General features: G+C 66.9%; 13 protein-coding genes. All 13 read left to right on the top strand.

Annotation, left to right across the window (positions count from 1 at the left end; genetic code table 11):
* The first annotated feature begins 192 nt into the window (after nt 1-192).
* The 13 genes from rpsB (at nt 193) to lpxA (ending at nt 14,579) form a co-directional block, all read left to right on the top strand.
* Nucleotides 193-999 (top strand): 30S ribosomal protein S2, encoded by an 807-nt coding sequence (rpsB, locus tag BKE09_RS04310; protein WP_005408748.1) that lies wholly within the window; start codon nt 193-195, stop codon nt 997-999.
* Nucleotides 1,000-1,125: 126 nt separating this feature from the next.
* Entirely contained in the window at nt 1,126-2,001 is an 876-nt protein-coding gene (tsf, locus tag BKE09_RS04315) for a translation elongation factor Ts (protein ID WP_075674926.1), read from the top strand.
* 237 nt (nt 2,002-2,238) lie between these two features.
* Entirely contained in the window at nt 2,239-3,777 is a 1,539-nt protein-coding gene (locus BKE09_RS04320; RefSeq protein WP_075674927.1) for a GGDEF domain-containing protein, read from the top strand.
* Nucleotides 3,778-3,898: 121 nt separating this feature from the next.
* Nucleotides 3,899-4,627, top strand: coding sequence for a UMP kinase (gene pyrH, locus BKE09_RS04325; protein ID WP_005415854.1), 729 nt, complete (start codon nt 3,899-3,901; stop codon nt 4,625-4,627).
* A 96-nt stretch (nt 4,628-4,723) separates the two neighbouring features.
* Nucleotides 4,724-5,278: a ribosome recycling factor gene (gene frr / locus BKE09_RS04330; protein WP_014036506.1), complete on the top strand. Its 555-nt coding sequence runs from the start codon at nt 4,724-4,726 to the stop codon at nt 5,276-5,278.
* 5 nt (nt 5,279-5,283) lie between these two features.
* Complete coding sequence (gene uppS, locus BKE09_RS04335; protein ID WP_032956844.1) at nt 5,284-6,051, top strand: polyprenyl diphosphate synthase; 768 nt, start codon at nt 5,284-5,286, stop codon at nt 6,049-6,051.
* Nucleotides 6,048-6,884 (top strand): phosphatidate cytidylyltransferase, encoded by an 837-nt coding sequence (locus tag BKE09_RS04340; RefSeq protein WP_014036504.1) that lies wholly within the window; start codon nt 6,048-6,050, stop codon nt 6,882-6,884. The genes uppS and BKE09_RS04340 overlap by 4 nt, the downstream gene beginning before the upstream one ends.
* A 2-nt stretch (nt 6,885-6,886) precedes the next feature.
* Nucleotides 6,887-8,077 carry a 1-deoxy-D-xylulose-5-phosphate reductoisomerase gene (locus tag BKE09_RS04345; RefSeq protein ID WP_075674928.1) on the top strand — a complete coding sequence of 397 codons (1,191 nt, stop codon included), beginning with the start codon at nt 6,887-6,889 and terminating at the stop codon, nt 8,075-8,077.
* 55 nt (nt 8,078-8,132) lie between these two features.
* Nucleotides 8,133-9,491 carry an RIP metalloprotease RseP gene (gene rseP, locus BKE09_RS04350; protein ID WP_014036502.1) on the top strand — a complete coding sequence of 453 codons (1,359 nt, stop codon included), beginning with the start codon at nt 8,133-8,135 and terminating at the stop codon, nt 9,489-9,491.
* A 74-nt stretch (nt 9,492-9,565) separates the two neighbouring features.
* The gene (gene bamA / locus BKE09_RS04355; protein ID WP_075674929.1) at nt 9,566-11,929 is read left to right on the top strand and encodes an outer membrane protein assembly factor BamA; all 2,364 of its coding nucleotides are present in this window, start codon (nt 9,566-9,568) and stop codon (nt 11,927-11,929) included.
* A gap of 364 nt (nt 11,930-12,293) precedes the next feature.
* Nucleotides 12,294-13,316, top strand: coding sequence for a UDP-3-O-(3-hydroxymyristoyl)glucosamine N-acyltransferase (gene lpxD, locus BKE09_RS04360; RefSeq protein ID WP_075674930.1), 1,023 nt, complete (start codon nt 12,294-12,296; stop codon nt 13,314-13,316).
* Nucleotides 13,313-13,771 (top strand): 3-hydroxyacyl-ACP dehydratase FabZ, encoded by a 459-nt coding sequence (gene fabZ, locus BKE09_RS04365; RefSeq protein ID WP_005415845.1) that lies wholly within the window; start codon nt 13,313-13,315, stop codon nt 13,769-13,771. Before lpxD ends, fabZ begins: the two co-directional genes overlap by 4 nt.
* Before the next feature lie 16 nt (nt 13,772-13,787).
* Nucleotides 13,788-14,579 carry an acyl-ACP--UDP-N-acetylglucosamine O-acyltransferase gene (gene lpxA, locus BKE09_RS04370; protein WP_014036498.1) on the top strand — a complete coding sequence of 264 codons (792 nt, stop codon included), beginning with the start codon at nt 13,788-13,790 and terminating at the stop codon, nt 14,577-14,579.
* Nucleotides 14,580-14,605 lie beyond the last annotated feature (26 nt).

Raw genomic sequence — 14,605 nt, forward strand, 5'->3', positions numbered from 1 at the left:
CGGGAACCCGTCCACACCGGACGTCACCGGTGAATCCACACCTGCTGCCCCCATCCGTGCCGGGGTGCTCCGCAAGGAGTTCGGCCACGGAGGCAACAGGGAAGCCCAACCCCGGAACCGATCGCGCTTCCACGCGTCCCGCATACCTATCCCCGCGGGCGGAATCGCTGGTTCCATATCAGGAGTATTGCAATGCCCCAGGTCACCATGCGTCAGATGCTGGAAGCCGGCGTCCACTTCGGCCACCAGACCCGCTACTGGAACCCGAAGATGGCTCCGTACATCTTCGGCGCCCGCGGCAAGATCCACATCATCAACCTGGAAAAGACCGTCCCGCTGTTCAACGACGCGATGAACTTCATCTCGTCGGTTGCCCAGAAGCGCGGCACCGTCCTGTTCCTGGGCACCAAGCGCAGCGCCCGCGAAACCATCAAGGAAGAAGCCGAGCGTTGCGGCATGCCGTTCATGAACCAGCGTTGGCTGGGCGGCACCCTGACCAACTTCCGTACCGTCAAGCAGTCGGTTGCCCGCCTGAAGGAACTGGAAGCCGGTGAAACCGACGGCACCTTCGAGAAGCTGGTCAAGCACGAAGTGCTGGGCCTGCGTCGCGAGCGCGACAAGCTGGAAGCCTCGCTGGGCGGCATCAAGGACATGAACCGTCTGCCGGACGCCATCTTCGTGATCGACATCGGCCACGAAGACATCGCGATCAAGGAAGCCAAGAAGCTGGGCATCCCGGTCATCGCCGTGGTCGACACCAACTACAACCCGGAACTGGTTGATTACGCCATCCCGGGCAACGACGACGCCATCCGCGCTGTGCAGCTGTACGCCCGCGCCGCTGCCGACGCCGTGCTGGAAGGCAAGGCCGCTGCGCCGCACGCCGCTTCGGTGCGCGAGGAAGAGTTCGCTGAAGCCGCTGCTGAAGGCGAAGAGAAGCCGGCCCGCCGCGCTCCGGCCAAGAAGGCTGCCAAGAAGGGCGACGACGCCCAGGCCTGATCCAGGCCCCGGGGTGGACGCCCGGCGTCCACCCTCCCTGCACGCTGCCCTTGGCGCGTGACAGGACCGTGTCACACGGGCCGGCCACCATGCCGGCCCAACCCCTTTCTTTCGTGAGGTAATCCCGTGGAAATCACTGCTTCCCTGGTCAAGGAACTGCGCGAGCGCACCGGCGCCGGCATGATGGAATGCAAGAAGGCGCTTACCGAAGCCAACGGCGACATCAACGCTGCTGCTGAAGCCATGCGCAAGTCCGGCGCTGCCAAGGCCGACAAGAAGGCTGACCGCGTGGCCGCCGAAGGCCGTCTGGGCCTGGCCCAGGACGGCGGCAAGGCCGTGCTGGTCGAAGTCAACTCGGAAACCGACTTCGTCGCCAACGATGACAACTTCAAGTCCTTCGTCAACGCCGTCGCCGCCGCTGCCCTGGCATCGGGCGCCACCGACGTCGAAGCCGTGAAGGCTGCCAAGCTGGCCGACGGCCGCACCGTTGAAGAAGCCCGCGCCACCGCCGTGCAGACCCTGGGTGAGAACATCCAGATCCGTCGCATGGTGAAGGTGGATGGCAACAACACCATCGGCGCCTACGTCCACACCAACGGCAAGGTCGGCGTTCTGGTCGACCTGGTCGGCGGCGACGTCGAGCTGGCCCGTGGCCTGGCCATGCACGTGGCCGCGCTGAAGCCGCCGCACAACAAGGCTGCGGACGTCCCGGCCGAGTTCGTCGAGAAGGAAAAGGAAATCGAGCTGGCCAAGATGTCCGAGAAGGGCAAGGCCAAGCCGGCCGACATCCTGGAAAAGATCATCAGCGGCAAGATCAACAAGATCGTCAGCGACGTGACCCTGTACGGCCAGACCTACGTGCTGGGCGACACCACCGTCGAGCAGGTGGTCAAGGCCGCTGGCGCCGACGTGGCAGGCTTCAAGCTGCTGATCGTCGGCGAAGGCATCGAGAAGGTGGTGGAAGACTACGCCGCCGAAGTTGCCAAGGCGATGCAGGTCTGATTCCAGCCTTCCGGCTGTGAAGCGACCAGAAGGAGCCGCGGGAAACCGCGGCTCTTTTTTTTATTCCGGTGGGCCCGTGGGTGCGCACCGTTGGTGCTCACACCCACACCTTTGCGTTGCGCGCGAATCAAGCCGATACTCGGCGCAGGGAATCCACAGTCACATAGCAGGAACGAAAATCGCGGACTGTGATGCATTCCTAGGTATTCTTGTCCTAATGGAATTGAACGACCCGACATGCCTCCCGAGCTGACAGCTGCCCTGGCGCTCTGCCGCAACCTGCCTTCGCCACCCGGTATTGCCCTGCGCATCATCGAACTGGCCCAGGACCCGGAAGCGGACATCGCCACCGCCGCCGACATCATCGCCATCGACATGGCGCTGAGCGCTCGCATGCTGCGCATCGCCAATTCGCCGCTGTATGCCAGCCGCCGCCGCATCGAGAACCTCGGCCAGGCGCTGACCATGCTGGGCCTGAACGCCACGATCAGCCTCGCCCTGGGCTTCACCGTCACCCAGGGCCTGACCGGCGGCACCGGCGCCGACCATGACCTGCGCCAGCGCGCGTGGAAGCGCAGCATCCTCAGCGCCCTGGCTGCCAGCCAGCTGGGCCAGGCGCGCGGCCTGCGCCGGCTGGAGGAACTGATGCTGGCCGGCCTGCTGCAGGACCTGGGCGTGCTGTGCCTGGCCCAGGCCGAATCGGAGCGCTACCTGCCGCTGCTGCGCGAGGCACGCGACAACATCGACCTGGTCGCCCGCGAGCGCGACGAACTCGGCTGCAGCCATGCCGAGGTCGGCGCCTGGGTGGCCGAGCAATGGGGCCTGCCCCGCTACCTGGTCGAGAGCATCAGCCACAGCGAGGACGAGGACGCCGCCGAATCGCCGTTCCAGGCCTGCGTGCAGCTGTCCGGCGCGGTGGCCGACATCTGGCTGGATAGCGACGCCGATACCGCGCGTGAGCGCGCCCTGCAACAGGTGCACGACCGCCTGGAACTGGACAGCGCGCGCTTCGACCAGGTCCTGGCCCGCATCAGCGAGGCCCTGCCCGATATCGCCAGCCTGTTCGATGCCGGCCTCAATTCACCGTCCCGGGTGCGCGAACTGATCGATCACGCGCAGGAGCTGGCCACGCTGCGCAACCTGCGCGAACTGCAGGATGCCGACCAGGCACGCCGCCGCGCCGACGAGTTCGAGGCGCGCGCCAAGCGCCTCGCCGACCAGGCACATCGTGACGCGTTGACCGGCGTGCTCAACCGCCGCCAGCTGGAAGCGGTGCTGGAGCAGGAATTCCTGCGCGCCGGCCGCCAGGGCTGGCCGTTGTCGGTGGCCTTCATCGACCTGGACGACTTCAAGAAGATCAACGACGCCCACGGCCACCTGACCGGCGACGAGGTGCTGCGCGCCTTCGCCGGCAAGCTGCAGGGCCAGCTGCGCAACAGCGACACCGTCGCCCGCTTCGGCGGCGAGGAATTCGTCGCGCTGCTGCCCAATACCAGCGAAAGCGTGGCCCTGGACGTGATCCGCCGGGTACTGGCCAACATCGTGGCCACGCCGATGGCCGAGCTGGAGGGCGGGCCACTGTTCGTCACCTTCTCCGCCGGCGTGGCCACCCAGGGTGGCTACGAGCGCTTCGCCGACGTGCAGGACCTGCTGCGCGCGGCCGACGATGTGCTGTACCGCTCCAAGAACCTGGGCCGCAACCGGGTGATCGCCCGCTCACCGGGCGCCCTCGGCCACGACGAGCTGTCGGCCACCGCCGGCGCCGAGCTGGGCTGAACGGGAAGCCCCGGTTGACCGGGGCGAATCACCGGATTCTGCGCCGCAGTGCACAAAACACTTTGGCACGACGCCGCATGCGCGTAGAATCGCCCGCGATTTCCACGCACCCGAGGTCCCCATGTCCAAGCTCGCCTATCGCCGCATCCTTCTGAAACTGTCCGGGGAGGCGCTGATGGGAGATGAGGACTACGGCATCGACCCGAAGATCATCAATCGCCTGGCCCGTGAGGTCATCGAAGCCCAGCAGGCCGGTGCCGAAGTGGCGCTGGTGATCGGCGGCGGCAACATCTTCCGCGGCGCCGGCCTGGCCGCCGGCGGCATGGACCGGGTCACCGGCGACCAGATGGGCATGCTGGCCACGGTCATCAACGCCCTGGCCATGCAGGACGCCCTCGAGAAGCTGGGCGCCAAGGCCCGCGTGATGAGCGCGATCAAGATCAACGACGTGTGCGAGGACTACATCCGCCGCCGCGCCATCCGCCACCTGGAAAAGGGCCGCCTGGTGATCTTCGCCGCCGGCGTCGGCAGCCCGTTCTTCACCACCGATTCCGGCGCCGCCCTGCGCGCGATCGAGATCGGCGCCGACCTGCTGCTGAAGGCCACCAAGGTCGATGGCGTGTACGACAAGGACCCGAACAAGCACAGCGATGCGGTCCGCTTCGACAGCCTGAGCTACGACGAAGTGATCCGCCGTGGCCTGGAAGTGATGGACACCGCGGCCTTCGCACTGGCCCGCGACAGCGACCTGCCGATGCGCGTGTTCGACATGGGCCAGCCGGGCGAGCTGCTGAAGATCCTCAACGGCGCGAACATCGGCACCCTGGTCCAGGGCCGCGACCCGGCCTGAGCCTGAGCGCAAAGCGATGACCGGGCCGATTCAGGCCCGGCAGCGTCCCGTATTCGCCTATAATCGCCCGATTCCAGATACATCCAGGACCGGGCGATGCTCAACGACATCAAGAACAACGCGCAGACGCGCATGGCCAAGAGCATCGACGCTCTGAAGCACACCCTCACCTCCATCCGGACCGGGCGTGCCACGCCTGCCCTGCTGGACCGCGTGACGGTCAGTGCCTATGGCAACGCCAGCACCCCGCTGAACCAGGTTGCCTCGATCTCCAACGCCGACGCGCACTCGCTGCTGGTCACGCCGTTCGACAAGAGCATGATCAAGGAGATCGAGAAGGGTCTCTACAACGCCGAGTTCACCCCGAACACCCTGGGCACCGCGATCCGCATCAACATGCCGCCGCCGACCGAAGAGCGCCGCAAGGAGCTGGCCAAGCAGGTGCAGAAGGAAGGTGAAGGCGCCAAGATCGCGATCCGCAACATCCGTCAGGACGCGAACAAGGAAATCGCCAAGCTGGTCAAGGACAAGGCGATCAGCGAAGACGAGAAGAAGCGCGGCGAAGACGACATCCAGAAGCTGACCGACGCCAACATCAAGGACGTCGACAAGGTCGTTGCCGACAAGGAAAAAGAACTGCTGTCGGTCTGAAGTCGATGCCTTCAGCCCCGCCTCCGTTGCCGGCCGCCCTGCCCCGCCACATTGCCATCATCATGGATGGCAATGGGCGCTGGGCACAGCAGCGCCGTCGCCCCCGCGTGATCGGCCACCGTGCCGGCGCGCGCGCGGTCAACCGCACCATCGAGCGCTGCCTTGAACTGGGCATTCCGGCGCTGACCCTGTTCGCCTTCTCCAGCGAGAACTGGGGCCGGCCGCAGGAGGAAGTGGATGCGTTGATGAAGCTGTTCCTCGGCGCGCTCGACCGCGAAGTGGACGAGCTGCATCGGCGCGGCGTGCGCGTGCGCTTCATCGGCGAACGCGAGCGCTTCGGTGCCGGGCTGGTCAGCCGCATGCAGCTGGCCGAGCAGCGCACCGCCGACAACACCACCCTGACCCTGTCGATCGCCGCCAGCTATGGTGGCCGCCAGGACATCGCCCGCGCCGCGCGCGCCCTGGCCGTCGAAGTGGCAGCCGGTCGCCTGTTGCCCGAGCAGATCGACGAATCGCTGCTGGGCAGCCAGGTCGCCCTGGCCGACCTGCCGCCGCCGGACCTGTTCATCCGCACCGGCGGCGACACCCGCATCAGCAATTTCCTGCTGTGGCAGCTGGCCTACACCGAGCTGTGGTTCACCGAGGCCCTGTGGCCGGACTTCGATGCCGGGCAGCTGCAGCAGGCGCTTGACGCCTATGCCGGCCGCGAGCGTCGTTTCGGCCTGACCAGCGCCCAGATCGCCGCACTGGCCACCGAGACTTCCAGCCCATGACCAAGACCCGAGTCCTTGCCGCACTGATCATGGCGCCGGTTGCCATTGCGGCGATCCTGCTGCTGCCCACGCAATGGCTGGCCGCCGCCGCCGCCGCGGTGCTGCTGATCGGCCTGTGGGAGTGGCTGAAGCTGGCCGGTATCGAAGACACCCTGGCGCGCACCGTGCTGCTGGTGCTGAACCTGCTGCTGATGGTGCTGCTGGTCTGGGCCGATGGCAGCACGCTGGTGCTGTTCCAGATAACCACCCTGGCCGGCGTTGCCTGGTGGCTGGCCGCGCTGGTCTGGCTGCGCTTCTTCAATTTCGGCGCACAGCCGTCGGCGCCCTCGCGCATCCTGAAGATGCTGGCCGGCACCCTGGCCATCGTGCCGGCCTGGGCCGCGCTGGTGCTGATCCATGCCGGTGGCGATCCGCCGGGCAAGCAGGGCCACCTGTGGCTGCTGGCTGCATTGGCGCTGGTGTGGGCGGCCGACTCGGGCGCCTATTTCGCCGGCCGCCATTTCGGCAAGCACAAGCTGGCCCCGCGGATCAGCCCCAACAAGACCTGGGAAGGCCTGTTCGGCGGCCTGCTGGCCGGTGTCGCCGTGGCCGTCGGCCTGGGCTGGCTGGCGGGCATCGATACCGCACACCTGCCGGGCCTGCTGATCACCTCGGTGGTGGCCGTGTTCGCCTCGGTGCTGGGTGACCTGTTCGAGAGCCTGATCAAGCGCCACGCCGGCGCCAAGGATTCGGGCCACCTGATCCCGGGCCATGGCGGCGTGCTCGACCGTGTCGACGGCGTCCTGGCCGCCGTACCGGTGTTCGCGCTGGGCAAGGAAATCTTCGGGTTCTGACCATGAATGCTGCTGCAGACCTGCGCCGGGTCGCCGTATTCGGCGCCACCGGCTCGATCGGTGCCTCCACGCTGGACGTGATCACCCGCCACCCGCAGCGCTACCAGGCCACCGTGCTCGCCGCCGGCCGCCAGGTGCAGGCGCTGCTGGCGCTGTGCCGCCAGCACAAGCCGGCGCACGCGGTGATCGCCGACGAATCGCTGTTCGCCGAACTGCGCGACGGCCTGCGCGACGCCGGACTGGCCACCGAGGCCCATGCCGGCCAGGCCGCGCTGGACCAGCTGGCCGCCAGCGACGCCTGCGATACCGTGGTCGCGGCCATCGTCGGCGCTGCCGGCCTGTCCTCGACCCTGGCCGCGGCCGCCGCCGGCAAGCGCATCCTGCTGGCCAACAAGGAATCGCTGGTGCTGGCCGGCGAACTGCTGACCCGCACCGCCGAACGTGCCGGCGCCGAAATCATCCCGATCGACAGCGAACACAGCGCGATCTTCCAGTGCCTGCGCTCGCGCGACGCCAGCGTCGACGGCGCCGGCGTGCGCCGGATCCTGCTGACCGCCTCCGGCGGCCCGTTCCGTGGCCGCAGCCGCGCCGAACTGGCCCAGGTCACCCCGGCGCAGGCCGTTGCCCACCCGAAGTGGTCGATGGGACCGAAGATTTCGGTCGATTCGGCGACGTTGATGAACAAGGGCCTGGAAGTCATCGAGGCCCACCACCTGTTCGGCGTACCCGGTGAACGCATCGAGGTGCTGGTGCACCCGCAGAGCCTGGTCCATTCGCTGGTCGAGTTCGTCGACGGCTCGACCCTGGCGCAGATGGGCTTGCCGGACATGCGCACCACCCTCGCCGTCGGCCTGGGCTGGCCGCAGCGCATCGACTCGGGCGTGGCCGGGCTGGACCTGCTGGCCCAGGGCCGGCTGGATTTCGAGGCCCCGGACACCGACGCCTTCCCCTGCCTGGCCCTGGCCTGGCAGGCGATGCAGGCCGGCGGCACCGCACCGGCGGTGCTGAACGCCGCCAACGAAGAGGCGGTTTCAGCGTTTCTTCAGGGCCGGATCGGTTTCCTGACGATCCCGGAGCTGGTTGCTAACGCTCTTTCAACACTGCCGACGCAAGCAGCCGATACACTGGAGGTCCTGTTGTCCGCCGACCAGCGGGCACGCCAGCTCACCCTGAACGCCATCGACGCCGCCTGAACGACCGCCTCGCCCAGCATGACGCCGCCGCCCCTGCCCGCCACTGTGAGCCTGCATGACTGACTTCATCGGATCGGTCTGGTGGATGATTGTCAGCCTCGGGCTGCTGGTCACGTTCCACGAGTTCGGGCATTACTGGGTCGGGCGCCTGTGCGGGGTCAAGATCCTGCGCTTCTCGGTCGGCTTCGGCCGGCCGCTGTGGTCGCGCCGCGACAGGCACGGTACCGAATTCGCCATCGCCGCCATCCCGCTGGGCGGCTACGTGAAGTTCCTCGACGAACGCGAGGTCGAAGTCCACCCGCACGAGCGCGGCCAGGCCTTCAACCACAAGACCGTCTGGCAGCGCATCGCCATCGTCGCCGCCGGCCCGATCGCCAACCTGCTGCTGTGCATCCTGCTGTTGTGGGCGATGTTCGTGATCGGCAAGCAGGACTACTCGCCCACCATCGGCCGCGTCAGCGGCATCGCCGCCAGTGCCGGCCTGGCCAGCGGCGACCGCGTGCTGCGCGTGGACGAGCGCCAGGTGGTCACCCTCGGCGAGGCCAGCATGGCGCTGACCGCCGCCGCGATGGACCGCCGTGACGTGAAGCTGGAAGTGCTGGATGCGGCCGACCAGGTGCGCATGCGCACCCTGCCGCTGTCGCAGCTGCCGGCCGGTTTCGATGAACGGCGGGTGCCGATCCTGGCCGGCCTGTACTGGCAGTCGTGGCTGCAGCCGGCGCGGGTCGATTCGCTCACCGCAGACTCCGTGGTGGCCGGGCAACTGCAGCCAGGCGACCTGATCGTGGCCATCGATGGCCAGCGCATCGACAGCGTCGACCAGGTGATCGGCGAGATCCAGGCCCTGGGCCGCGCCGGCGGACCGGGGATGATCGAGGTCCTGCGTGGCGGCGAGCGCCTGGCGCTGGAAGTCACCCCGCGCCAGGGCAAGGACGGCAAGGGCAACCCGGTCTGGCAGATCGGCGTCGGCTTCCCCACCACCTACAGCCCCGCCTACGACACCCTGCTGCGCTACGGGCCGCTGGACGCGGTGACCGTCGCGGTGCGCGAAACCGGCCGCCTGGCGGCCGACTCGCTGGGCATGATGGGCCGCATCGTCACCGGCAAGGCCTCGCTGCAGAACGTTTCCGGGCCGGTCACCATCGCCCGCGTGGCCAATGTCTCGGCCAAGCGCGGCCTCGACTGGTTCCTGCAGTTCCTTGCCCTGCTGTCCCTCAGCCTGTGCATCATCAACCTGCTGCCGATCCCGATCTTGGACGGCGGCCACCTGCTGTATTACCTTATCGAGTTGGTCAAGGGCAGCCCGCTGAGCGAGCGTGCCATCGCCGCCGGCCAATACATCGGCCTGGCGTTGCTGGCCGGGCTGATGGGGTTGGCGTTCTACAACGACATCCTCGGCCTGGTCCCGCGATGAACTTTTCCACGTTGTTGCCGTCTACAGCGTCGGCATCCCGCACCAATGAAATCGACCTTCCTACCGGACGTGACATGACGCGACTCCCCAATCGCCGCCTGCTGGCCCTCGCCCTCGCCGCCGTCACCGGCGCTCCCGCCCTGGCCCAGGCAGCCGAGCCCTTCACTGTCAGCGACATCCGCGTCGATGGCCTGCAGCGCATCAGCTCGGGCACGGTGTTCACCTACCTGCCGGTGGAACGTGGCGAGACGGTCACCGACAACAAGGTCGGCGAGACGATCCGCGCCCTGTACAAGACCGGCTTCTTCGAAGACGTGCAGCTGGACCGCCAGGGCACGATCCTGGTGGTGACCGTCAAGGAACGCCCGGCGATCAACAAGCTGACCGTGACCGGCAACAAGGACATCAAGTCCGACCAGCTGCTCAAGGGCCTGTCCGACATCGGCCTGACCGAGGGCGGCACCTTCGATCGCCTGAGCCTGGACCGCGTGACCCAGGAACTGCGCCGCCAGTACAACGACCGCGGCAAGTACAACGTCGACATCACCCCGACGGTGAGCCCGCTGGACCGCAACCGCGTGGACATCGCCATCGCCATCAAGGAAGGCAAGGCGGCCAAGATCCGCCACGTCAACCTGGTCGGCACCGAGAAGTACGAGAGCAAGGACATCCTGGAGACCTGGGAGTCCAAGGAGCACAACTGGGCCTCGTGGTACCGCCGTGACGACCAGTACTCCAAGGAAAAGCTGTCCGGCGACCTGGAAAAGCTCAACTCCTGGTACCTGGACCGCGGCTACGTCGATTTCAGCATCGATTCCACCCAGGTCTCGATCAGCCCCGACAAGCGCGACATGTTCCTGACCGCGGGCGTGACCGAGGGTGCGCAGTACAAGATCTCCGAGATCAAGGTCAGCGGCGACACCATCCTCCCGCAGGAGGACGTCGAGCGCATGGTGATCCAGAAGTCCGGCGACACGTTCTCGCGTGCCCTGCTGGAATTCAGCTCGGACACCATCACCAATTCGCTGTCCAACATCGGCTACGCGTTCGCCAAGGTGAACCCGATTCCGACCACCAACCGCGCCGAGCAGACCGTCGCCATCAACATGCAGGTCGTGCCCGGCCCGCGCGTGTCGGTGCGCCGCATCCTGTTCCGCGGCAATACCCGTACCTCCGACGAAGTGATGCGTCGCGAGCTGCGCCAGTTCGAGAACAGCTGGTACTCGCAGGCCGCGATCGACCGCTCCAAGATCCGCCTGCAGCGCCTGGGCTACTTCGAATCGGTGGAAGTGGAGACCCCGGCCGTCAGCGGCAGCAACGACCAGGTCGACGTCGTCTACAACGTCAAGGAAACCACCTCGGGCAGCTTCGTGTTCGGCCTGGGCTATTCGCAGTCCTACGGCATGACCACCTCGGTGCAGCTGTCGCAGAACAACTTCCTCGGCGGCGGCAACCGCGTGTCGGTCGAAGCCTCGCGCAGCAGCTACCTGCAGCGCTACGGCTTCAGCTACACCAACCCGTACTTCACCGATGACGGCGTGTCGCTGGGCTACAACCTGTCCTGGCGCGAACTGGACTACTCCGACTTCAACACCGCGCAGTACAACAGCACCAATGGTTCGGCGCAGGTGGTGTTCGGCGTGCCGCTGACCGAGACCGATACCGTCTCGCTGATGTTCGGCATCGACAGCAACCAGATCACCACCTACCAGGGCTCGACCCCGCAGTCGATCATCGACTACATCAACGCGGTCGGTAAGCGCACCTTCCACGCCTGGCGCACCGAGCTGGGCTGGGCGCGCGACTCGCGCAACGACTACTTCATGCCGACCCGCGGTACCTACCAGCGCGTCGGCCTGGAAACCACGCTGCCGGGTTCGACCATCGAGTACTACAAGCTGAACTACCAGATCAGCAAGTACTGGCCGATCATGCCGTCGCTGGTGATCAACACCCGCGCGGAAATCGGCTACGGCGATGCCTACGGCAAGGACTACACCCGCGTCATCGACAACGGCGACGGCACCACCCGCACGGTCACCGCCACGGGCCTGCCGTTCTTCGAGAACTTCTACGCCGGTGGTACCAACTCGGTACGCGGCTTCGAGGACAACACCCTCGGCCCGCGCGAAGTCACCACCGGTTATCCGGAAGGCCAGCCGCTGGGTGGTTCGCTGAAGACCGTCGGTTCGGTCGAAGCCTACTTCCCGCGCCTGTTCGACAGCCCGTCGGCACGCGTGTCGGCCTTCGTCGACTTCGGCAACGTCTACAACGGCACCAAGAACTTCAAGGCCAACGAGCTGCGCGTGTCCACCGGTGTGGCCCTGCTGTGGCGCGCCCCGGTTGGCCCGATCTCGATCAGCTACGCCTTCCCGCTGAAGAAGGAAGACGATGACAAGATCGAACGCCTGCAATTCACGTTCGGTGGGCAGTTCTGACGAACCGCCCTGCGGTTCATCAGAACTGCACGCGCATCCCTCCTATCCCCCGCGCCGTTGGCGCGCCCCCCTTAACAGAAGGGGGGCTCTCCACCAGACGGGGTGCGAAGCGCCGGGCATTGCCCGGCGTTTTCGTTTTACTTGCTCGCCGCCGCCGTTACTTCCCGCGCTCGCGCGAAGTCATCTGGTGATGGCGCAGGGGGCTGACCAGGACCGATGGCGCCATGGATGGCGCCATCGAGCCCCCAGGGATGGGTTTACGGCGTGTCCTGGGCAGCCCCCTGCGCCATCACCCCGGGACATCAGGCAGGCGCCGCTTCTGACCCCGCATGACCGCAATGGCGTCACACGTTAAACTCCCGCCGTGAATACTCCCACCTACACCGCCCAGCAACTCGCCGAGCAGTTCGGCCTGCAGGTCCACGGCGACCCGGCGACCGCCATCCATGGCGTGGCCACGCTCGCCCACGCCGGTCCTGGCCAGCTGACCTTCCTCGCCAACCCGCGTTACCGCGTCCAGCTGGCCGACAGCCACGCCTCGCTGGTGGTCCTGCGCGCCGACGACGTCGAGGCCGCCCCGGGCGCCGCGCTCGTGGCCAAGGACCCGTACACCGCCTTCGCCAAGATCGCCGCGCTGTTCGACATCGCGCCGACCCGCCCGCCGGGCATCCACCCCAGCGCGGTGATCGATCCCGACGCCCAGGTGGCCGCCAGCGCCCACATCGGTCCGTTCGTCACCATCGGCGCACGCAGTGTCATCGGCGAGAACTGCATCGTCGGCGCCGGCAGCGTGATCGGCGAGGACTGCAGCCTGGATACCGGCTGTGAACTGATTGCCCGGGTCACCCTGGTCACCCGGGTCAAGCTGGGCAGGCGCGTGCGCATCCACCCCGGTGCCGTGCTGGGTGCCGATGGTTTCGGCCTGGCGATGGATGCCGGCAAGTGGATCAAGGTGCCACAGCTGGGCGGCGTCCGCGTCGGCGACGATTGCGAGATCGGCGCCAACACCTGCGTTGATCGTGGCGCACTGGAAGACACCATCCTCGCCGAGGACGTGCGCCTGGATAATCTGGTACAGATCGCGCACAACGTGCAGATCGGCGCGCACTCGGCCATCGCCGGCTGCACCGGCATCGCCGGCAGCGCCAAGATCGGCCGCTACTGCCTGCTCGGCGGTGCCGTGGGCGTGGTCGGCCACCTCGAGATCTGCGACAAGGTCGTGATCACCGGCAAGTCGGTGGTCCGCAATTCCATCACCGAGCCGGGCGAGTATTCGTCCGGCACCCCATTGACCGACAACCGCACGTGGCGCAAGAACGCCGCGCGCTTCAAGCAGCTGGACGCATTGGCTCGCCGCGTCCTGGCTGCTGGCAAGGAGAAAGAATGAACGATTCGCTGCAGCTTCCGATCGACGTCTGCCAGATCCAGGAACTGCTTCCACACCGCTACCCGTTCCTGCTGGTGGACCGGGTGCTTGAACTCGACGTCGAGGCCAAGCGCATCCTGGCGCAGAAGAACGTCAGCATCAACGAGCCGTTCTTCCAGGGCCACTTCCCGGGCCGCCCGATCATGCCCGGCGTGCTGATCATCGAAGCGCTGGCGCAGGCCGGCGGCGTCATGACCCAGCTCACGCTCGGCCGCGATGCGCAGTCCAAGCTGTTCTACATGGTCAAGGTGGAAAACGCCCGCTTCAACAAGCAGGTCGTGCCCGGCGACGTGCTGATGCTGGATGTGCAGATGAAGCGCCTGATCCGCAACATGGGCTGGTACTACGGCGAAGCCAAGGTCAACGGCGAAGTCGTCGCGTCGGCCGAGGTCATGTGCGCCGGCGCCAAGGGCTGATCCACTGGAGGCAGCAATGACTGACAACGCACCGCGGATCCACCCCACCGCCGTCATCGATCCGGCCGCGCGCCTGGCCGACGATGTGCAGGTGGGCGCCTTCACCCTGATCGGCCCCGACGTTGAAATCGGCGCCGGCACGGTGGTGGGCCCCCATTGCAGCATCCACGGCCCGACCCGGATCGGCCGCGACAACCGCTTCGTCGGCCATGCCGCGATCGGTGGCGAGCCGCAGGACAAGAAGTTCGCCGGTGAGCGCACCGAACTGGTGATCGGCGACCGCAACGTGTTCCGCGAGTTCGTCACGCTCAACCGTGGCACCGGCGGCGGCGGCGGCATCACCACCATCGGCAACGACAACTGGATGCTGGCCTACACGCACGTGGCGCACGACTGCCATGTCGGCAACTTCTGCGTGTTCTCCAACAACACCACGCTGGCCGGTCACGTGACCGTGGGCGACTACGTGATCATCAGCGGCTTCGCAGGTGCCCACCAGTTCTGCCGCATCGGTGCGCATGCCTTCCTCGGCATGGGCGCGCTGACCAATGGCGATGTACCGCCGTTCACCATGGTCGGTACCGATTCGCTGGGCCGCCCGCGCGGCATCAACAGCGAAGGCCTGAAGCGCCGCGGCTTCGACGCCGACCGCATCTCGGCCATCAAGCGTGCCTACCGCACGCTGTACGTGGCAGGCCTGCCGCTGGCCGAAGCCAAGGTGCAGCTGACCGAACAGGCGCGTGACAGCGATGACGTGAAGGCCATGCTGGACTTCATCGAGCACGCCGAGAGGCCGTTGCTGCGATGAGCAGCACGACCGGCCAGGCGCCGGCC

The sequence above is a fragment of the Stenotrophomonas sp. TD3 genome, from assembly GCF_001939825.1.
Classification (GTDB): Bacteria; Pseudomonadota; Gammaproteobacteria; order Xanthomonadales; family Xanthomonadaceae; genus Stenotrophomonas.